Here is a 19,728-nt window from a genome sequence, read left to right as displayed (position 1 = left end):
AGAAGGAACATCCCGCGTGAACGCGCTGGCTGAACAGATCCTTTCCGAATTGCGCCACCTGCTGAGCGAGATGCGCGATGGCGGCAGCGTCGGTCCATCCGTCTACGACACGGCGCGAACTCTGCAGTTCCATGGCAACGTCATCGGTCGGCAGGACGCATACGCGTGGCTCATCGCACAGCAACAGGCCGATGGCGGATGGGGAAGCGCAGACTTCCCGCTGTTCCGTCATGCGCCGACATGGGCGGCGTTGCTGGCATTGCAGCGTGTCGATTCTCTTCCCGGCGCTGCCGACGCTGTCCAGGCTGCAACGCGGTTCCTCCAGCGCCAGCCCGATCCCTATGCGCGTGCGGTGCCGGACGACGCGCCGATCGGCGCGGAGCTGATCCTACCGCGGTTTTGCGACGAGGCCGCATCCTTGCCGGGCGGCGTGGCGTTTCCGCGCCACCCGGCGCTGTTGCCGTTGCGGCAAGCGCGGGTCAAGCGGGGGGCCGTGGCGACGTTGCCGAGCGGCCATCCGTTGCTGCACTCCTGGGAAGCCTGGGGGACGTCGCCGACCACCGCATGGCCGGATGATGACGGCAGCATCGGCATCAGTCCCGCGGCCACTGCCGCGTGGCGTGCGCACGCCGTGACACAGGGGAGCACGCCGCAGGTCGGGCGCGCCGACGCGTATCTGCAGGCGGCATCGCGAGCAACGCGCAGCGGCATCGAAGGTGTCGTTCCCAACGTCTGGCCGATCAATGTGTTCGAGCCATGCTGGTCGCTATACACCTTGCATCTGGCCGGTCTGTTCGCGCATCCCGCGCTCGCCGGGGCGGTGCGCGTGATCATCGCGCAGCTCGACGCCCGCCTGGGCGTGCGCGGTCTGGGCCCGGCCGTGCACTTCGCGGCAGATGCGGACGACACCGCCGTTGCGTTGTGCGTCCTGCGCCTTGCAGGCCGCGACCGGGCGGCCGATGCGTTGCGCCATTTCGAAATCGGCGAGCTGTTCGTCACCTTCCCCGGCGAGCGCAATGCCTCGGTGTCGACCAACATCCATGCCCTGCATGCGTTGCGACTGTTGGGAAAGCCCGCCGCCGGCACCAGCGCCTACGTCGAGGCCAATCGCAACCCGCACGGTCTCTGGGACAACGAAAAATGGCACGTTTCGTGGCTGTATCCCACCGCGCATGCGGTCGCAGCGCTGGCGCAAGGCAAGCCCCAGTGGCGCGACGAGCGCGCGCTGGCGGCGCTGCTGCAGGCGCAGCGCGACGACGGCGGCTGGGGCGCCGGTCGCGCGTCCACATTCGAGGAAACTGCCTATGCGCTGTTCGCGTTGCACGTGATGGACGGGAGCGAAGAGCCGACAGGGCGGCGGCGCATTGCGCAGGCGGTGGCGCGTGCGCTGGAGTGGATGCTCGCCCGCCATGCGGCGCATGCATTGCCGCAGACTCCGCTGTGGATCGGCAAGGAACTGTATTGCCCCACCCGGGTCGTGCGCGTGGCCGAACTCGCCGGGTTGTGGCTGGCACTTGGTTGGGAGCGGCGCGTCCTGGCCGAGGGAACAGGAGCGGCGCCATGATTCAGACCGAACGCGCGCTGCAGGAGGTGCTGGAGTGGGGGCGTTCCCTGACCGGGTTCGCCGACGAGCACGGCGTGGAAGCGGTCAGGGGCGGCCAGTACATCCTGCAGCGCATCCTTCCGAGCCTGCACGATATCAGCGCCCGCACCGGCCGCGATCCGCAGGATGAAACGCTGACCGTGGCGTTCTATCGCGAACTGGCGATGCTGTTCTGGCTCGACGATTGCAACGACCTTGGCCTGATCGCGCCGGAGCAGCTCGCCGCGGTGGAGCAGGCACTGGGGCAGGGCGTGCCGTGCGCGCTCCCCGGATTCGAGGGCTGCGCTGTGCTGCGCGCTTCGCTGGCCGCGCTCGCCTACGATCGTCGCGACTATGCTCAGCTTCTCGACGATACCCGGTGCTACTGCGCGGCGCTGCGCGCCGGACACGCGCAGGCGGTGGGGGCGGAACGCTGGTCCTACGCCGAGTACCTGCACAACGGCATCGATTCGATCGCCTACGCGAACGTGTTCTGTTGCCTGTCGTTGCTGTGGGGACTGGACATGGCGACCTTGCGCGCGCGTCCGGCGTTTCGCCAGGTCCTGCGGCTCATCTCCGCGATAGGGCGCCTGCAGAACGATCTGCATGGACGCGACATGGACAGGTCGGCCGACGAGGCCGACAACGCGGCGATCCTGCTGCTGCAGCGCTATCCGGCTATGCCTGTGGTGGAGTTCCTCAACGACGAGCTGGCCGGCCATACGCGCATGCTGGATCGGGTGATAGCGAAAGAACGCTTTCCCGCGCCCTGGGGACCGTTGATCGAGGCCATGGCCGCCATCCGCGCTCAGTACTACCGGACCTCGACCAGCCGCTACGGCAGCGACGCTGCGGGAGGAGGCTAACGTGCGCCGGCCTGAACGCGCGAAGGCGGCGGCGTGCGCGCGCTGCCTTCGGCCGAATCCGACGCAACAACGTCGCCCGATGCGACGGATGCCCTCGTTGTCCACCGTGCAATACGCAGTGGTAGAGAGTCCTTCCGAAGCGGATAGTTGGTCTATGGATTGCCGATCAAAGGGGATGCCATCGCTCATCGCGAAATCCCAGAGATGCAGCTTCGGCAGCAGCAGAACTCCGTTTACGTTCTTGTGCGCGCTGTGGTTGGATGCCCGCAATACGCGTTGACGATAGATCTTCGATATATTCGCCCGAAGTCGATGTCGGCAGCGCAACGCCTGCCGCATTCAGGCCGGTGAATCAGCTTCCGGCAGCTGGAGCCAAGCTCAAGCTTTTGGCGCTTGCTCAGAAAACTGCCTCTGTGTGAGACAAGGGTCCCTGTACGCGCAATAAGAGGAACCGCGCTGACAGTCTCTCTTGACGGCGAAGTTCGAGACGGACGGCACTACATGCAGGTCCGTGTCTACTTTGAAGATACCGACGCCGGCCAGATTGTTTATCATGCGAATTTTTTGCCTTTCATGGAACGTGGCAGACGAACTACTTGCGCCTGCTCGGCAATCCGTTAACGGGGGAGGCGATGCAATTTGCAGGAGAGCCCGCAAGCAAGTCGGTCACGGCGCCACCATTGAAGGTCGGCAAGGATGCTGTTTGTGGCTTCAAGGAAGGGGCGCGCTGATCTCGCTGTCAGATACCAAAATTGAGCGAACCCACTAAAGCTCCTGGGCCGCCGCGACGAATTATTGATTGCGGATTGCTTTAATGGAAGGCTGTACGGTCAAGCGATAAAGCACGAGGTGGGCCGCTCCGAGCTCCTCGATCAGTGTGCCGCAAGCAGGGCAGTGGTAGTTTCCTTGGATGCCACGTTCAGACGTAAGCTCAAGACGGCGAAAACCAGCACCGCATTCCGAGAGTCAAATCACTCTTTTTCATGCGTGGCCTCCTCGCGCCGGCAGTCGTCACATTTCTTTAACATGCGCTTAGTTATCACGCATCTCTCTGGGACGGTCCTTCAAGCACAATTAACATTGAGGATTTGCTGGCGCCTGCGCCGTCGGCAAATGGTAGTCGTACAAATCGGACATCCGACAAAAAATTTCGCGCGCAACTGACGAGCGCTACTTCGTAGAATACGTGAGGCTCAAATCATTCGTTCGAAGATTCTCGTCGTTCCAGTGGCGCTGGCAAACGCTTTTCGTTGAATTATGCACTACCGCCGCGGATTTTCTGCGTTATGAGTCTTGAAGACGGTCGCGCCAGATGTTTCAGGCAACGGCATCGATCAGCAGGGGCCGAACGCGACCGTCTCGTCTTTTTAAGAGCGAATTAAGCCAAGCTGGATTTGATGCCGCCCGGGCAGGAAGCTTAGGTGAGTGGGGCGTGTGATGCGTGCTGCCAACGAGCAATCCGCGGAATCAAATACGAGGCTGATCAATGACATGCCGGTCCTGCGGCGCAAGTGGCAGGTTGCGCTCAAGCCCGGCGAAACGCTTCCCCGCTACGAAAATGTGCTACTGGGGAGCCTCGGGCGGCTTGCCGATCATCTTGTGCTGCTCAGGTGTAACAATGGCGCGTTTGCCGTTTCGCGCACCGGTCGCTATGCTCAGAACTGGCTGGGCGAGGCCCGTTGGGACATTCCGCTGGATGCGTTGCGTCCAGATTGCGCGACAGCCCTCACCGGGGCGGCTTCGAATGCGATTGCAAACAACCATCCCTATCTGGTCGTCCGTTAAGAAGGCGAATTGAGCGCGGCGGGACGGCCGAACGTGCGCCATAGCTGGAGCGGATGAGGCACAAGAGTTCTCTGAGCCAGGCGAGGATGCGGCGGAAGTTGTGGCCCACGGCTGAGAGGATGACGTTAGCCGCATTGCCGGCGCGGCCTTTGAGGTAGCAGCGGCCGAGGTGACCATCGGCCTTCAGGTGTCCGGTGATGGGTTCGATGGCGGAGCGGCGGCGCAGCTCGCGCTTGATGACACCGAAGACGCCGCGCTTCTGGCCGGAGATGAAGGTCCGTCGGGGATTTTGTGCGTCGTGGCCGCGGTATCCCTTGTCGACATAGGCCCGCTCGATCGCGCAGCCGGTGAGTGTCTCGGTGCGGTCGATGACGTCCCGCAAGGTGTGACCGTCGTACGGGTTATCGGGTAGCGCCCTGGCCTGCAGCACGAACAGGCCCCCGGGAGAACGGCCGTTGTTGGTGACGATGGAGGCTTTGACGCCGAACTCGTAAGGCGCGGCTGCTTTGCCCTTGCCGATGCACTCCACCTCCGGGGCGTGGAAGGAATAAAGCTTGAAGCCGCGCTGGCGCTGCTGCTGCGAGCGGATCTGCGAGGCCTGGCTGAGCGGGAGGGCGAACGTGTTCTCAAGCACAGCCTGACCTTCGATCTTGCGGCGGATATCGCGGATGATCCGGCCCAGTCGGCTGCGCAGGATGCGCAACTGCCGCTGATGCCGCTTGAATTGCTTGGCATGGCCGTAGCGTCCCGCAATCATCGCCGCGGTCTTGGCAATGCGAAGATAGGACTGCCGCAGCTTGACCCCGTGCTTCCTCGCCAGGCGGTTGAGCCCCTTGATTGCCGCGTGCAGCAGCTTGGCATCGGTCGGGAAGGTGATGGCCTTCGGCTGCACGGTGGTATGTGCGCCATGACGGCGCGAAGAAGGAGGTTGAGTATGTAGACCATCTTCCGAGCAGCCTTGCTGCGCAAGAGATGAGGGCAGGCCCCTCGGACTCGGATTGCAGGATCAGAGTCCAAACCGCCACAAGCTGCTTTAGCTCAATGGCTGAGGTGGTGAGCGTTGCTGGAAAAGGCGGGCAATCAGCCTGTCAGGTGAGCCACGGGAAGACGAACGCAAGTAAACCGCCGATGATGCATCGAAAGTACAGTTCAGATGTTGTCGAAACCAGGGGCGATACCACCTCCTGGGATCAAGCGCGACGAGAGCCTGTGTATTGGCCGGCGGCAACCGGTGTAGAGGCGGCGCGATCCCGATGGCAGGCTCTTGCGCGGAACATGGGAACCTGCGTCGCGATGCCAAGGGAGACCCCAAAGGCGGCGGACCCGCCGAGGGCAGAGTACCAATGCGCGACGCAGGGGCGGACGGGTTCGTAATAGTGATGAGGCCCGGTAATACGGGCGGAGCGAAGGGACCCGATCTTCCAGCCAAAGTCACAAGCCAACCGGAAACGGGAGGAGCCGATGACTGAGGCAAAGTCGTATCAGATCCCCAAACATCTCGTTTGGGAAGCTTGGAAACAGGTGAAAGCGAACCGCGGGTCAGCGGGTGTGGACGGGGTCTCCATCGAGGAATTCGAAAAGGACTTGAAGAGAAACCTCTACAAGATCTGGAATGAATGTCGTCGGGGACATACTTTCCGCCTCCCGTCCGTCTCGTGGAAATTCCCAAGGCTAATGGAGGGAAGCGTCCGTTAGGAATACCCTCTATAGCTGACCGCGTGGCTCAGACGGTTGCAAAGATGGTTATGGAGCCGACGATGGAACGAATATTCCATCCGGACTCCTACGGCTATGGGCCCGGCCGTTCGGCGCTTGACGCAGTGGGGACAGCGCGAAAGCGTTGCTGGAAATTCGACTGGGTTATCGACCTTGATATCAAGTCGTTCTTCGACTCGATTCCTTGGCACCTGATCGAAAAGGCCGTCGCCCACCACACGGAACTGAGTTGGATTCGTCTCTACGGTAAAGCGGTGGCTGCAAGCTCCCGTGGAGAAAGAAGACGGAATCCCTGTGGAGAGAACACGCGGAACCCCTCAGGGTTCGGTGGTTTCACCGCTGCTCGCAAATTTGGTTCTGCACTATGCATTCGATCACTGGATGCAGCGGACCTTCCCTTGTTTGTGTTTCGAAAGATACGCTGACGAGGCGATAGTCCATTGCAGAACTGAAAGCGAGGCTCGAACCGTGATGGAGGCGATCCGAAAACGTCTTGCGGAATGCGGTCTGGAGCTCCATCCGGAGAAAACCCGGATCGTCTACTGCAAGGATAATAAACGGAGAGAGGAATGCGAACACATCTCGTTCGACTTCCTTGGCTACACCTTCCAGCCGCGCAGCGCTCGCGATCGAAAGGGCGAGAAGTTCCTCAACTTCCTCCCGGCAATCAGCAACAAGGCTGCCAAAGGAATCCGACAAACCATTCGCTCATGGCGACTGGGTTCGACGCGAAACCACTGGAGTCTTGAAGAACTCGCCAAGCTGATTGATCCTGTCGTGCAAGGATGGCTGAACTATTACGGACGGTTTTACCGGACGGAATGTGTCAACGTCCTTCGTCACGTAAACGACGCGCTCGCCCGCTGGACGAGGCGGAAATACAAGCGGTTGAAAGGCCGGAAAGTCGCCTCAGTATATTGGTTGGGACGGCTCGCACAGCGCGATCCGAACCTACTCTATTTGTGGCGAGTCGGCATTCGACCTGCGGCTGGAAGATAGAAGCCGGATGAATCGAGAGGTTCACGTCCGGTTTCGTGAGAGCCTCGGGGTGCAATTCCCCGGGGGCTACTCGACCGACCGTGACCCGCTTGAGGTCCTGGCTGCGCAACGCGCCGGCCTCGTGTGCCACCCGCAAGCTCTCGGCCAGCAACAGCTCCAGCTTGTCGCCGAGCCGCTTGCGCCAGTGGCTCAGGTCCGAGCGCTCCTGCGGGAATGCGTGCTGGAAGAACTCTTCGCCGGTAAAGTACTGGAAATATGGGTCGTGGACCCAGCGCTCGCACACCCCCCTCATCGGACAGCCCGTAAATGTGCTTGAGCAGCAACAGCCCGATCATGAAGCGGCTCGCGATCCCGGGCCGACCATTCTCGCTGTAGAGCGGCGCGATCTCGCCGTCGATCCAGTCCCAATCGACCTTGCCGGCGAGCTGAACCAGCTCGTGCTTCATATTGATGATTTGGTCCAGCCTGGCCCGGAACAGATCGCCCGATCCCGTCGTCCTGTGCTTCTTCGGTCGCATCGCCACCTCCGATGCGATGACGGAATCATGGTTGGCGATTCGACCGAATCCTGAAAATGAAATTGCAAGGTTCCGACGCCCGAAGCATCAAACCCCTGCAAACGCAAAACAGTCCACAACGACAAATGCGATTCTAGCTCAATCGCTTAGCCACTCTTCACGGACGACTACGGCCGGCGTGAAGTTCTCGGCATGGACATCGGTCCCTCGGAGGCCGAGACGTTCTGGACCGCGTTCTTGCTCAAGCTCGCTCGGCGCGGGCTTCGTGGCGTCAAGCTCGTGATCTCCGATGCGCATGAGGGCATCAAGGCCGCCGTCAGCAAGGTGCTCAACACCGCCTGGCAGCGCTGCCGCGTGGGATCGTTGAAAAAGTCCGAATTGACTGATTCCATTCTTGTCGGCGATTCGCGATCGGCGGAGCAAACGAGATGCTGGGGCGCAAGGAGCGGGATCAGCTTGAGCTCTTCATCACCGGCTCGCTCAAACAACTCGTCCCAGACGAGCACGTGCTGGCGCGGGTCGATCGTGTGCTCGACCTGACTTGGCTAAGGCAAGAGGTCACCGACTGTTACTGCGCGAATGACGGCCGGCCCGGCATCGATCCCGAAGCGGCGGTACGGCTGATGCTCGCCGGTCTGCTCAGCGGCATCGTGCACGATCGCAAGCTGATGCGTGAAGCTCAGGTCAACATCGCGATCCGCTGGTTTGTCGGTTATGGCCTGCATGAGCAACTACCGCACCATTCAAGCCTGACGCGCATTCGCCAGCGCTGGGGCGAAGAGCGGTTCCGTAGGATCTTCAAGCGCACGGTCGAGGCCTGCCTGAAGGCCAAGATCGCCACTGCGGAGGTGGTCCACATCGATGCGTCGCTGATCCGCGCCAATGTGAGTTGGGACAGCCTCACCGAGCAGCATGTGGTGGATGTCCTGAGCGAAAATCAAAACGAGGATGAAAGCGAGGCTGAGAAAACGGGCCGACAGAGTGGCAAGTACAAGAAGGTCTGCACGACCGACCCCGATGCGACGATGGCCACGAATGCCCGCAACCGGCGGCTGGAGCCCTCTTACAAGCAGCACACGGCCGTCGATGACAAGGTCGGAGTCATTTTGGACGTCGCGGTCACAACTGGACAAACGAACGAAGGCGAGATGATCGAGCCGCAAGTCGACGAGGTTGAAGCGATTACAGGCATTGACATCAAAACGGTCACCGCCGATGCCGGCTATGCCTACGCTAAAGTATACGGTGCTCTCGAACGGCGCGGCATCGATGCCCTGATCCCAGCTAAAGCTGAACCGATCAAGAGTCGCGTACCGCTCAGGCGCTTCCGGTACGACGCCAAGCACGACATCCTGAAGTGCCCGCGAGGACGTGTCTTGCGGCCCGCGCGACCCATCAAGCACGGCCGTTTCTTTTACTCAAAGGCAAAGGATTGTGCCCGGTGTCCGCTCAAGGGTGATTGCCTATCGAAGGGGCGAGTTAATAAGGCAGTTGTTGTAGGGAACGATTATCCGGCACTGCTCCGCGCCCGGCGCCGTCGCGAACGATGGAGCTGGCAGGATCGACGGCTCTATCAGCGTCATCGCTGGCGTTCAGAGGGCTTCCATGGCGAAGCCAAGACCTGGCATGGGCTGGCGCGCGCCATACGGCGTGGTCTACCGAACATGAAGATCCAGGCCTATCTGACGGCCGCCGCCATCAACCTCAAGCGGCTGGCAGCCGCTCTTGTTGCGCTTCTTTTGTGCTTGATCGCCTCCCTCGACGCGTCTCCGTCGGCATCGCGCGGAGTGCCGGGTTGATGTGAAGGCATGAATGGGCCGGTCGCTGCATCGAGCGGATTCGGTGAACCACTTGTTCAACGACGCCCGCGTCCACTTCATGCGCAACGTCCTGGCCCATGCCGGCAAGAGCGGAAGACGCGTCGTCTCCGCCTTCATCGCCACCGCCTTTGCCCAGGACGATGCCGAAGCGGCCAGGGCTCAGTGGCGCAAGGTCGCCGACCAGCTCCGTCCCAAACTGCCAAAGCTCGCCGCCTTCATGGATGAGGCCGAGCCAGACGTGCTCGCCTATATGAGCTTCCCGCCTCAGCACCGTGCCAAGCTGCATTCGACGGATGAGATGGACAAGCGATTTTTAAATGATCGCCCCGATGACTATGCGGAAATCGCGTCCATTCTTTTGTTCGGCCGCGGCGCGGGCCATTCTTCCGTCCCGGTCACCGATCTCGCAGCCGCCGCGCGCAGGGTCGGTCAAGGCTGGCCGCGTTTGCGGCCACCGCACGGCTTGGCCTTGACCGGCCCGAGCACGGCGGCATGCTGGCGTGGAACGGGACTGCATTCCTGGCTGGCACTGCCGTCAGCGGCGGTTATGGTTGTCCGGCGCGGGCGACCTCGTGGCGAAGCGTGACGCGTCGGCTGAAAGCGTCACCGGACTGCCTATTTTGTCCTGCCGAGCTGAGGCGCCCGCGCGCCAGGTTTTGGCCGCCGCGGTTTCCATTGCGACACCAATTGTTCGTAGTTTCGCTCCGCCTGGGCGGCAATCAACATCTCACGGTCGCGCAGCGCCTTGATGTTGTAGGCATAGGCTGGTCCGCAGCCGGCTGCCCTTCTGTTGCGGATGTCCAGCTTGAAGTTGCATTGCGCGGGTCTTGTTGGCGACCAGCGCCGGACGCGCCCACAGCTAATCTTCGCCCTTCGTCAACAAATGCCAGCAGAGCACCGTGAGCTTGCGAGCCACGGCCACCGCGGCGACCTGATGGCCACGCCGGGCGCGAATCCGCACGAAAAAAGCATGCAGTGGACCGGGCGCCTTGGCCGCGGCCCAGGCGGCCTCGACCAGCATGGCGCGCGCGTGACTGCGGCCGATCTTGCTGATGCGACCGTGATGGGCGGCTCCCAGTCCCGACTGCCGCACCCGCGGGTTCAGCCCGAAATAGCTCACCAGCTTCTGCGGGCTGTCGAACCGGCTGATGTCGCCGATCGCCGCCACGATGCCGGCGGCGACCGCCAGATTGACGCCGGTGATCGTCATCAATCTGTTGACCGCGAGGTCGTCGATGGCGTCCTGAGCGATCTCACGGTCGAGCAGAGCCAGGTCTTCCGCCAGCCGGTCAAGCTCACGGACATGCCGATCGATGGCCGCGCGCTCATCGTGCGGCAGCTGTTGGGCGGCCAACCACGCCCGGCCGCGGGCGTTGAAAAGATCGGCATGCGGGCACTTCGGGATTAGGTGCGCGTGCAGGATCGAATGCACCTCGTTCTTGAGCCGCGTGCGATGCCGCACGACCTGGTAGCGCCGCGCCACCAGCCGACGCTTGCGTTCGGTCTCCGCGTCAGGCGTCCAGATCTGCGGCAGGTACCCGGCCGCCTGCAGACTGGCGAGCGTGCCGGCATCGATCTTGTCGGTCTTAACGTGAGCCTGGGCGATCGCCTTCACCTGCAGCGGATTGGCGATAATCACCCGTGCCACGAACGGCGCCAGAACCCGCGACACCGCCATGCTGTTGGCAGTCGCTTCGAGCACCACCTCATCACTGGCCAGCAGGGTCTTGCCAAATCCCTCCAGCGCAGTCCGCGTCATATCGATGCGGCCCGCATGTCGGAGCCTGCCGTCCTCCCAAAACACCACCTCGCCGAAAGTTCGGTGGACGTCGATGCCAATCACCCGTCGCATTCGCACCTCCTGCCAGACATAATGACGGGAGCTGCGGGCGACACGACAACTACGGATTCGCGCTCCCAGCGCAACCGGGCGAGTCGCAGAGGCGGCCAGCTACTAACTCGAGCTCTCGGCTCATCGAATAACATCGGCCTGCCCGCACTTCGTGCTCCCGGTGCCTCTGTCCCGATGGTCGCACCATACGCCACGATGTAGAACACCGCAGCGGGAACGTTGGCACCGAGACATCTCATACCGGTTACCAATCCGATCGAGCGCCTCAACGGCGAGATCAAGCGGCGGACCGAGGTGGTTGGCATCTTCCCAAATGAAGACGCCATCGTTCGCCTGGTCGGCGCGATCCTTCTCGAGCAGAACGACGAGTGGGCGGTTCAGCGGGCCCGCTACATGACGCTGGAAACCATCGCGCCGTTGAGTAATGATCCAACCGTCAGCCTCCCGGCTATCGCCAGCTGACTAGTCCGGCTCTTGCCGGCGAACGCGGTATCCCACCGCCAGTTACACCACGCTCAGGGAGTACGTCATGCCAAGCTGATGATTGCTTGTGGGTGCAAGTCCCATCCGGCCAAAGCCGTAGCAGGCAAGCCGGGACCGAGTCTTGCGGGCGTCGCGGCAACGCTGGAGTCCGAAGTGTAGACAGGAGTCGTGCGGGGTGCGGGAATGAGCCTCGAAAGGTGGATGTTCGCGGAGGCCGAGTGTGTTCCCTAAGCACGAAGGCTGCATGAGCATCGTCGATACGCGAGACGATGCCGCTCCGTCGGGGTCGATGGCCGCATCACGCACGGAAGGCAATCATCGGAACATGAGAGGCCCGACCGGGTCCGCTGGATTGATCTCCAGCGGGGGACAGCGGCAAGGCACTGCCAGAGCCGTTGTCCGAGCTGAGGTCGGGAGTCGGACTGGTCCATACTACCTGTGAAGTCGTCGAAGGTAACGAGACGCATGGAGGGAAGGGACCAGCCCGAGGGGAGCCTGCGCGAGGAGGCCAAGGTCCGGACACAGAGCCGGGTTACCTTGCCGCCGAACCTCAAGCGGGTGAGCGCGGCAGCCAAGCAAGCTGTCCAAACCCGGTTCACGGCCCTGCTGCACCATGTCGATGACGACGCTCTTCTTCGGGCGTTTCGACGACAAAAGCGGCAGGCCAGCGCGGGGGTCGATGAGGTGACGGTGGCGAAGTACGAAGAGAGGCTGACGGATAACCTCCGCGACCTCTGCGGACGGGTCCACTCCGGTCGTTACCGGCCACAGCCGGTGCGGCGCGTCTACATCCCCAAAGCCGATGGCGGTAAGCGGCCTCTCGGCGTGCCGGCGCTAGAGGACAAGATTGTCCAAAGCGCGGTGGCCGAGGTGCTGAGCGCCGTCTACGAGGCCGACTTCCTCGGGTTCTCCTATGGCTTCCGGCCGGGGCGGAATCCTCACATGGTGCTTGATGCTCTGCATACGGCGATCATGAGCCAGCACGTGAACTGGGTGCTCGATGCCGACATACGCAGCTTCTTGGACGTGGCTTCATAATACCCCCTGGTTCATGCGGTTTGGTCGAAAAGGCCGGCTTGCGGGGCTAAGACCTTGATGCGGAGTCCTTTTTGCTTCCCGCGCACAACGTGCACGGCTTCGAGTTCGCCGCGCTTGACTCGCTGCAAGACGGTTTGGCGCGAGACCCCGAGCGCCCGCATAGCCTCGCGCATCGGCAGAAAGTCGTCGGACGTTTCACTGTTGAAGCGGGCCTTGAGTTCATCGGTCAGGCGAATGCGCCAGGGAGCGCCTGGCGTGAGCTGCTCGCCGGCGATAATGCCGTCGTTGAGCAAACGATGGATCGTCGAGGGAGCGACACCAAGCGCGGCGGCGGCTTGCTTGATGGTCAAAAGATCGGGCCGGCGGCTTGCGGTTTATCTTGGAAGCCTGGGATCTTCCAGTGCCGGCGTAAATTACCGACGCGGTTGCGGTCGAGCGGTGGCCGTAGGCCGTTGTGCGGCTCTGCCGGTTGAGGATGCCGGCGATCACGGCATCGGGATAATGCACTGCCAGTCGTCGCAGGAGCGCAACTGTATCCTCGTCGGTGCGGATCGTCGCTGGCCGCGATCGGGGCAGGCCGAGATCAATCTCGGTCAGCGCGCCGCCCTTCCAGCGCAGCGTCAAATGGGCGGCAAAGGCCTCGCGATCGACTTTGACGATGACCTCGTCGAGGAGCGTCCGCAGCAACTCTTTCCGGTCGCGCGGCGTCGTCGTGCTTGCGTTCCAGACGGAGACGAGATCAGGTCCGAGCGCGAGCAGGCGGTCACGCTCCTGTTGGCTGATCGTATGGGGGCGAGCAGCCTCACGACGCGCAAGATCGGCCTTGGCGGCCTCCAGCGCCTTCAGGCACGCTTCCCACTCTCGCTCGAGAACCGCGCGCGACGAGACGGTTATCGGGATCGACGGCGCGATAGCGCCGTTCTGCACGCCGGGCTTCGTAGCTGGCGCGTTCCGCGGCAAGTCGCCATTGCTTGAGCCCCGCCTCGCGATCCGCCTCAAGCCGTTCCGCGGCGGTGAGTGTCGCGGTCAGCTTTGCGGGTTCTAAGGCGGCGATGAACGCTTGGGTGATGGCGTGGTCGATTTGAACGCCGCCGATATTGAGGCAGTAGACGCCTCGGTTCTCGACCAGCACTTTGCCAGCACAGTGATAGCCTGGCGAAGCATTGCGTCCGCGATAGTGGGTGTGCAGGCGGCGGCCGCAATGGCCGCAACTGGCAAGACCTTGCAGGAGGGCGCCACCCTCTCTCACGGCACCGCCGCCCTTGTGCGGCTGAGGTCGCGTGTTCGCGGCGAGACGTTGCTGATTTGCTTCATAGGTCTGCCAATCGATGAAGCCTGGATGATGCTCGGGGATGAGAACCTGCCATTGGGAACGCGGCAAGAATCGAATCCGCTGCTTGCGCGCGCCAGTGCCATCGAGAATCGTCTCATGGCGCGTTTTGCCATAGACATAGGCGCCGGCATAGACGGGATTGGTCAAGACCTGGTGGATGGCGGTGTAACTGGCCTCGACCCAGCGGATCTCGGCGCGGGCGTGCAGCTGCAGCGGGAACGTGAGCCCCTCGGACCGAAACCAGAGCCAAACGCGACGTGCCGATCCCATCTCGGCAAAGCGCGCAAAAACATGGCGAATGGCGGTAACGACAGCCTCATCGGGATGGAAGCGGACCTCGCCATCAGTCTCGCCCCAGACGAAGCCGACCGGCAGACCGCGGCGCAGTTCGCCGCGCGCCGCCTTGTTGCGGATTCCACCGTTGAGGCGAGCCCGCAGCACGTGCAGTTCGGCTTCGCTCATCGTGCCTTTGAGCCCCAGCAAGAGACGGTCATTGAACATGGCCGGATGATAAATGCCGTCGGCATCGCCGATCAGCGTGTCGGTGAATCCGGCCAGATCAATCAGGCGGTACCATTCGGCGTTATTACGCGCGAGCCGCGAGACTTCGAGACCGAGCACCAGTCCGACGCGCGCGAGCGCCACTTCGGCGGTGAGGCGGGCAAAGCCCGAACGCGCCACCGTGCCCGAACCGGAGAGGCCAAGATCCTCGTCGATAACGATGATGCGGTCATCGGGCCAGCCGAGGTCGCGCGCTTTGCCGACAAGTGCATATTGCCGCTCGGTCGATTCGCGGTTGTGCTCGACCTGTGCGGCGCTGGATTGGCGCAGATAGACGACGGCCTGTCGAGAGAGATGAATTGACGTAATCTTGACGTGCTCATTCATCGCTTGCCTCCGTCGCCGGGCCGCTCTGAAGCAGGCGTGACATGAGGCGCGCCAGAAGCTCGATTGCCGCGATGCGGGCGGCTTCGTCGATTTGGTCCCACGCGACTGGCGCGCTTGGTGGAACCTCGGGCTGATCGAACAAGTCCAGGTTCAATTGCATGGCGGCTCTCCTTGCACGGCGCCGACTCGGCACCCCGGATGCAAAGAGCGTCGACCAGCTTGCGCAAGTGGAGCAAATCACCGAGCCTGCCGAGATCGTGGACAGCGTCATCGGCATCGATTGGCGGCGTGCCTCCAAGCGGCTCCACCTTCCAATCGGTCCAGCTCGCCGGAATCAACGACCGACTGCCATCCGGCAGAACCGTGAGGAGAAAGTGGATGCCGCGCCGCCTGATGGTACTGATGACGGCCAGCGTCCGACCTTCGAAAGCGTGACGCGTGCGCGTGATCGTTACCGAAGCCGGAATATCTTGGCGATGGGCAGTCTGTGGCCGCTTCCTTCGACTCGGTCGACCACGAGTGGCTGTTGCGGATGCTGGCGCACAGGATCGCCGATCCTCGCATCTTGCAGCTCATCGGGCTGTGGCTGCGAGCCGGCGTTCTTGAGAGCGGCGAGAAGCAAGAGACGGACAGGGGCACGCCGCAAGGGGCGGGCATCAGCCCGCTCCTGCCAACATCTTCCTGCACTACATCCTCGATCTCTGGACCCAGAAATGGCGTCATCGCCACGCACGCGGTCGTATCGTGATCGTGCGCTACGCGGACGACTTCGTCATGGGCTTCGAGAACAAGGCAGATGCGCGGGAAATGCTGTTGGCCCTCAAGGCGCGGCTGGCCAGCTTCGGCCTGACGCTCCATGAGGACAAGACGCGGCTGATCGAGTTTGGCCGGTTCGCGGCCCTCTCGCGTCAGCGGCGGGGCGAGCGGCGGCCAGAGACCTTCGCCTTCCTCGGCTTCACCCACTACTGCGGGCGGACCCGAGATGGCCGGTTCATCGTGAGGCACAAGACGGAAGGGAAACGCCTGACGCGCAAGCTGACGGCGTTGCGCCAGGAGGCCTGGCGGCTCATGCACGCGCCACTGGCCACGCAGCACGAGTAGTTCGCCGCCGTTCTGCGCGGGCACTATGGCTATTATGGCAGGCCGCACAATTATCCAGCGCTCAACGGCTTCTACCGCGAAGTGCGTCGGACCTGGCTGCGTTGTCTGAGACGGCGTAGCCAGAAAAGTCGGCGCATGGGCTGGCCGGAGTTCGAGACCCTGACGGCACGCTTCCGCCTGCCAACTCCACGCATCACTCGCACATGGGCGCAGGCGCGGATATGACGCGGGTTACCCTCGGGAAGAGCCGGGTGCGGGAAAGCCGCCTGCCCGGATCTGTGAGGGCAAAGCCAAATGGCCGAGCTACTCGACCACGATCCCGCGACCCGGCCCCAGAGCGCGTGATCTACACATGTGACGGTTTGAGTCGCACGGAACGGACCGTCTTCAGTGATCTATTCGTTGGCTTCTCCCCTTTAGCAGTCCCGGATTTCGCATTTTCGTGATCACGGGCGCCTCCGGTGGCATCGATGGGCGGTGATTCTGACAAACGCGGCTAAATCAGCAGATCCAAGTTCAAACCAGCGCGCACACTTGTGCCCCGTTCCCCCAGAGAACGCCGCAACGAAATCGCAACGAATTGGGTGAAACGACCGTGAACAAAACGGGACGGTAACCGCTGCCACCTCGATAAAAATCAATAACTTAGAAGATATTCACTGCGTTCGGGACGCAGGGGTCGCAGGTTCGAATCCTGCCACTCCGACCATTCTTCCAAAAGTCGACGTTTTCCAAGGGCTTGGCAGACCGGCTGCCGGCCGCCTCAGGACGCCTTTTTGCAACGATTTCGGGATTGGGTCCACGGCCGATTTGGCGGGGCAGGGTGGCCTGTCGCGGTAGCATGGCTTGCCAGAAGCGAGCGCCGGCGGTTCCGACTTGCGGAGCTAGGTCAGGGGCCTACCGCCGCGCCATCAGCACACCCACCAAAAACGCCACCATCAGCGCCGGGCCGTGGTGCCTCGCCGGTTGCCCTCCAGTCATCCCGACGGCTAGATGAGTCCCAAGCTGATCGCGCGCCTGAGGCGCGATCGGCCAATAACAAAAACAGGGCTGGAAATCATGAACAATAAAATCATCGCGCTCGCTACGGCTTTTGGCTTCGCGGCCTGCGGGTCGGCATGGGCCGCGTGGCCCGACGACAAGCCGATCGAAGTCGTCGTCGGCTTTGCGCCCGGCGGCGGCACCGATGTCATGGCGCGCAAGCTCCTTCCCTTTGTCGAGCGTGTGCTGGGCGGCAAGGCGAAGTTCGTCGTCCTGAACAAGCCCGGCGCCGGCGGAGAGATCGCGTTTGCGTCGATCGCGCGCGCGGCGCCCGAGGGCTATTCGATCGGTGTCGTCAACGTGCCAGGCTACAACTTCCTGCCGATGACCCGCAAAACCCAATACACCACGGATGAAATCCGGCTGGTCGCTCGCGTCGTCGAAGATCCGAATGTCATGGTGGTGCCTGCCGATAGCAGATTCAGCAATCTGCCGGATGTCGTTGCCGCACTGCGCAGCAAGCCGGGCTCGGTGACCTTCGGTCACAATGGTGCCGGCACGAACGGTCATCTGGCCATTCGCATGCTTGCGGCAGCCGCGAAAGTCGAGCCCAACGAGATCTCCTACAGAGGAACGGCCGCACAGCGGACCGATCTCCTGGGCGGGCATCTGGACGTCGGCATGGTCACCCTCAGCGAGATCCCCGAATTGCATGGCACCAACAAGGGGCCACTTCGTGTCATCGCGATCCTGTCGAAGAAGCGCTTTCCATCGCTGCCGGGCGTTCCGACGGCAGAGGAGGCGGGCTTTCCGGTCATGACGACGGCGGAACGCGGCTTCGCGGTCCCGAAGAGCGTTCCGGACGACGTCGTTAGGAAGCTGGAAACCGGGATTGCCGAAGCGCTGCGCAATCCCGAGTTCGTGACGAGCTCGCCCGGCGACGAGCCGGTGATCGCCTTCCTGCCTGGCGCCGAGTGGCAGAAACATCTCGACGATATGTCCGCAGCTTTACGTCCTTACGCCGAGCAGATGCGAGCAGACGGGCAGAAGTGATCGATCCTTCCGTAGCCGGCGGCTGTTGGGAGACTACCGCCGCGCCACCAGCACGCCCAGCAGAAACGGCATTGGGCCGGCTCTCAAAACCAGAGGACGAAGCCGCCCTAGTGTGGATATCGTCGCAAGTCGTGACTTTCACGATTCCTCGCTCTCGATTCGCACTCCGAATTTTAGCGGAAATTAGCTGACAACCTACTTCTGCAGCTCGCCTCGGTGCTGCGGAGCAATCCCTGCTGGTGCGCCCCGCCAACGCAAACGGCGCGGCCGTGATCGACCGCGCCGCTGTGATCTTCTGATGTGAAGGGCCCTATTCTTCGTAGGGTGCGTAGGCTGATGTGCCCCAGCGAGGCCCGTCATAGCCGTAACCCGGGCCCGGGTAACCGTAGGTGTTGGTGGGGTGCCAATCGCCGATGCGCTGGCATTGGCCGATGCCGGCCATCAACTGGCCGCCGCTCATGGCGGGCCCGGCGGCGCCGACTGCTTCTCCAGCCGGTGGGGTGCACGGGCCGGGACCGCGTCCCGCAGCGAGGCTGGGGCTTACAGTTGCGAGCGGCAAAATCGCGGCCAGAGTTGCGGCGACGCTCACGAGTTTCGTACGTGTCATGGTTGTCTCCATGTTCGAGGCTTAACGGGGGACCAATCCCTCCTGCCGCGAGACGTTCCGCGCGGAACGGTCGCGTTTTCCCGAGCAAAAAAGGTTTCCTCGGGTTTCACGGAACGCCGCGATTTCCATTGACGTGAGCGCGTCATCGCGAGCGCGCATCATCTGCGAGCGACCAGCACACCGACCAGAAAGGCCACCAGCAGCGACGGCAGCGGGGCGTCGCGCACCATGCCGCGGACGACGTCTTGCCAGTGCTGCTCCGGCACCAGTCTCGGCGATCGCACGTTGGGCGCGGGCTGGATACCCCAGTGTGATGCGAGCTCGGCGACCTCGCTTTGCGCGAGGCGCACGCCGTCGCGGACGCGATAGATCGCGGCCTCGGACCGCTCACGCGGTGCGAGCAGCATCAAGGTCTCGACCGCGGTGCGCAGCGTCATCTCGCCGTAGCCTTGCAGCCTGACCTGCTCCTCGGGATCGGACGTCATGCAAAATCCCTCACAGCGTCAAATTCTTCACAATGAGAAATGGCGCGCGATGGTGAAGGCCGCCGCCGTGCACAGAACCAGCGTGGGCCCGGCCACGTCGCGCGCGAGATCGGCGCGCGTCAGCTGCCTGCTTATGGTCTTGCTCCATGCTTTGCATGGAAATGGCCGCCGCCGCGCTTGGTTCCCTGCGCCGGCGCGAATCGGCAGGCCGACTATTTCCGCAGCAGCTCGCTCAAGGCCGCCGTCGCTTCGGCGCAGCGGATGTCGTCGATCTCCCGCGACAGGCTGAGCGCGCTCGATCTCAGCTCCTCGAGCTTCCAGCTGTCCGGATGCTGGTTTTCGAGCTGACCGAGACGCTTGTTCAGATCGTCTAATCTCGATTGAAGCTGCCCGATGCTGGCGGCCCCATTCACTTTCCAAACGCGTTGTGCGCGCATCGTCGTTCCCCTGATAGTCTCACGGCCTTGTGAGAGCGGTTCATGGCCGGAATGGGAGTTTGTTTTGTCCGGCTTCAGACGGCGGGGAACCGTTGCAGATCGGCAACGAAGTTCCTGTTTGGTGCTCACCCAGCGCCGCACGATGATACCCGCAGGCCCGGAATTTGATTGTGCCCTCAGTACG

General features: G+C 62.6%; 15 protein-coding genes and 8 pseudogenes. 14 read left to right on the top strand and 9 right to left on the bottom strand.

Going from position 1 to position 19,728, the window contains the following annotated elements; translation table 11 throughout:
* Positions 1–16 precede the first annotated feature (16 nt).
* The 4 genes and pseudogenes from ACTEK7_RS11490 to ACTEK7_RS11475 all read left to right on the top strand — a co-directional run bounded on the left by ACTEK7_RS11490 (position 17) and on the right by ACTEK7_RS11475 (position 4,233).
* Positions 17–1,564 (top strand): hypothetical protein, encoded by a 1,548-nt coding sequence (locus ACTEK7_RS11490; RefSeq protein WP_225131018.1) that lies wholly within the window; start codon positions 17–19, stop codon positions 1,562–1,564.
* A complete protein-coding gene (locus ACTEK7_RS11485) occupies positions 1,561–2,448 on the top strand; it encodes a terpene synthase family protein (RefSeq protein ID WP_225131016.1) in 888 nt (295 codons plus the stop codon). Before ACTEK7_RS11490 ends, ACTEK7_RS11485 begins: the two co-directional genes overlap by 4 nt.
* 456 nt (positions 2,449–2,904) lie before the next feature.
* Positions 2,905–3,059: pseudogene (locus ACTEK7_RS11480) on the top strand (4-hydroxybenzoyl-CoA thioesterase); the annotation flags it as partial.
* 826 nt (positions 3,060–3,885) lie between these two features.
* On the top strand, positions 3,886–4,233 hold the full coding sequence (locus ACTEK7_RS11475; protein ID WP_306469183.1) for a hypothetical protein: 348 nt from the start codon (positions 3,886–3,888) through the stop codon (positions 4,231–4,233).
* On the opposite strand, the pseudogene ACTEK7_RS11470 reads toward ACTEK7_RS11475, so the two are convergent.
* A pseudogene (locus ACTEK7_RS11470) lies at positions 4,230–5,137 on the bottom strand (IS5 family transposase); the annotation flags it as partial. The gene ACTEK7_RS11475 and the pseudogene ACTEK7_RS11470 overlap by 4 nt on opposite strands.
* A 712-nt stretch (positions 5,138–5,849) precedes the next feature.
* Between ACTEK7_RS11470 and ACTEK7_RS11465 the strand changes: the two are divergent.
* The 3 genes and pseudogenes from ACTEK7_RS11465 to ACTEK7_RS11455 all read left to right on the top strand — a co-directional run bounded on the left by ACTEK7_RS11465 (position 5,850) and on the right by ACTEK7_RS11455 (position 6,948).
* A complete protein-coding gene (locus tag ACTEK7_RS11465) occupies positions 5,850–6,374 on the top strand; it encodes a reverse transcriptase domain-containing protein (RefSeq protein ID WP_346656814.1) in 525 nt (174 codons plus the stop codon).
* Positions 6,271–6,498, top strand: a pseudogene (locus ACTEK7_RS11460) (reverse transcriptase domain-containing protein); the annotation flags it as partial. The gene ACTEK7_RS11465 and the pseudogene ACTEK7_RS11460, both read left to right, overlap by 104 nt.
* Entirely contained in the window at positions 6,484–6,948 is a 465-nt protein-coding gene (locus tag ACTEK7_RS11455) for a group II intron maturase-specific domain-containing protein (RefSeq protein WP_346656815.1), read from the top strand. The pseudogene ACTEK7_RS11460 and the gene ACTEK7_RS11455, both read left to right, overlap by 15 nt.
* A 72-nt stretch (positions 6,949–7,020) precedes the next feature.
* Here ACTEK7_RS11455 and ACTEK7_RS11450 read toward each other — a convergent pair.
* A pseudogene (locus tag ACTEK7_RS11450) lies at positions 7,021–7,466 on the bottom strand (transposase); the annotation flags it as partial.
* A gap of 171 nt (positions 7,467–7,637) precedes the next feature.
* On the opposite strand from ACTEK7_RS11450, the pseudogene ACTEK7_RS11445 reads away from it, so the two are divergent.
* The 3 genes and pseudogenes from ACTEK7_RS11445 to ACTEK7_RS11435 form a co-directional block, all read left to right on the top strand.
* Positions 7,638–7,823, top strand: a pseudogene (locus tag ACTEK7_RS11445) (transposase); the annotation flags it as partial.
* 71 nt (positions 7,824–7,894) lie between these two features.
* A complete protein-coding gene (locus ACTEK7_RS11440; RefSeq protein WP_225127598.1) occupies positions 7,895–9,265 on the top strand; it encodes a transposase in 1,371 nt (456 codons plus the stop codon).
* Between the two features lie 64 nt (positions 9,266–9,329).
* Positions 9,330–9,593: pseudogene (locus tag ACTEK7_RS11435) on the top strand (transposase); the annotation flags it as partial.
* Positions 9,594–9,901: 308 nt separating this feature from the next.
* On the opposite strand, the pseudogene ACTEK7_RS11430 reads toward ACTEK7_RS11435, so the two are convergent.
* A pseudogene (locus ACTEK7_RS11430) lies at positions 9,902–11,120 on the bottom strand (IS110 family RNA-guided transposase).
* Between the two features lie 264 nt (positions 11,121–11,384).
* On the opposite strand from ACTEK7_RS11430, the pseudogene ACTEK7_RS11425 reads away from it, so the two are divergent.
* Both ACTEK7_RS11425 and ACTEK7_RS11420 read left to right on the top strand, forming a co-directional pair.
* Positions 11,385–11,600: pseudogene (locus tag ACTEK7_RS11425) on the top strand (transposase); the annotation flags it as partial.
* A 486-nt stretch (positions 11,601–12,086) separates the two neighbouring features.
* Positions 12,087–12,659, top strand: a complete 573-nt coding sequence (locus ACTEK7_RS11420; RefSeq protein ID WP_225127597.1) for a reverse transcriptase domain-containing protein — start codon at positions 12,087–12,089, stop codon at positions 12,657–12,659.
* Between the two features lie 11 nt (positions 12,660–12,670).
* Here ACTEK7_RS11420 and ACTEK7_RS11415 read toward each other — a convergent pair whose 3' ends face one another.
* The 3 genes from ACTEK7_RS11415 to ACTEK7_RS11405 form a co-directional block, all read right to left on the bottom strand.
* The gene (locus ACTEK7_RS11415; protein ID WP_225127596.1) at positions 12,671–13,009 is read right to left on the bottom strand and encodes a helix-turn-helix domain-containing protein; all 339 of its coding nucleotides are present in this window, start codon (positions 13,007–13,009) and stop codon (positions 12,671–12,673) included.
* A 452-nt stretch (positions 13,010–13,461) separates the two neighbouring features.
* Positions 13,462–14,880: a recombinase family protein gene (locus ACTEK7_RS11410; RefSeq protein WP_225139713.1), complete on the bottom strand. Its 1,419-nt coding sequence runs from the start codon at positions 14,878–14,880 to the stop codon at positions 13,462–13,464.
* Positions 14,873–15,040 (bottom strand): hypothetical protein, encoded by a 168-nt coding sequence (locus ACTEK7_RS11405; protein ID WP_225127594.1) that lies wholly within the window; start codon positions 15,038–15,040, stop codon positions 14,873–14,875. Before ACTEK7_RS11405 ends, ACTEK7_RS11410 begins: the two co-directional genes overlap by 8 nt.
* Before the next feature lie 515 nt (positions 15,041–15,555).
* On the opposite strand from ACTEK7_RS11405, the gene ACTEK7_RS11400 reads away from it, so the two are divergent.
* Both ACTEK7_RS11400 and ACTEK7_RS11395 read left to right on the top strand, forming a co-directional pair.
* Positions 15,556–15,981 carry a reverse transcriptase domain-containing protein gene (locus ACTEK7_RS11400; RefSeq protein WP_225127609.1) on the top strand — a complete coding sequence of 142 codons (426 nt, stop codon included), beginning with the start codon at positions 15,556–15,558 and terminating at the stop codon, positions 15,979–15,981.
* 1,059 nt (positions 15,982–17,040) lie between these two features.
* The gene (locus ACTEK7_RS11395; RefSeq protein WP_036003826.1) at positions 17,041–18,015 is read left to right on the top strand and encodes a tripartite tricarboxylate transporter substrate binding protein; all 975 of its coding nucleotides are present in this window, start codon (positions 17,041–17,043) and stop codon (positions 18,013–18,015) included.
* 310 nt (positions 18,016–18,325) lie between these two features.
* On the opposite strand, the gene ACTEK7_RS11390 is transcribed toward ACTEK7_RS11395, so the two are convergent.
* The 3 genes from ACTEK7_RS11390 to ACTEK7_RS11380 form a co-directional block, all read right to left on the bottom strand.
* Complete coding sequence (locus ACTEK7_RS11390) at positions 18,326–18,622, bottom strand: hypothetical protein (RefSeq protein WP_146207753.1); 297 nt, start codon at positions 18,620–18,622, stop codon at positions 18,326–18,328.
* Positions 18,623–18,780: 158 nt separating this feature from the next.
* A complete protein-coding gene (locus ACTEK7_RS11385; RefSeq protein WP_036003836.1) occupies positions 18,781–19,107 on the bottom strand; it encodes a hypothetical protein in 327 nt (108 codons plus the stop codon).
* 212 nt (positions 19,108–19,319) lie between these two features.
* Positions 19,320–19,673, bottom strand: a complete 354-nt coding sequence (locus ACTEK7_RS11380) for a hypothetical protein (RefSeq protein ID WP_225112605.1) — start codon at positions 19,671–19,673, stop codon at positions 19,320–19,322.
* Between the last annotated feature and the right edge of the window lie 55 nt (positions 19,674–19,728).

It is taken from the genome of Bradyrhizobium sp. JHI2711 (genome assembly GCF_056156565.1).
The sequence above is the reverse complement of the archived record's forward strand: the minus strand, read 5'-3'. Positions and strand labels throughout refer to the sequence as shown.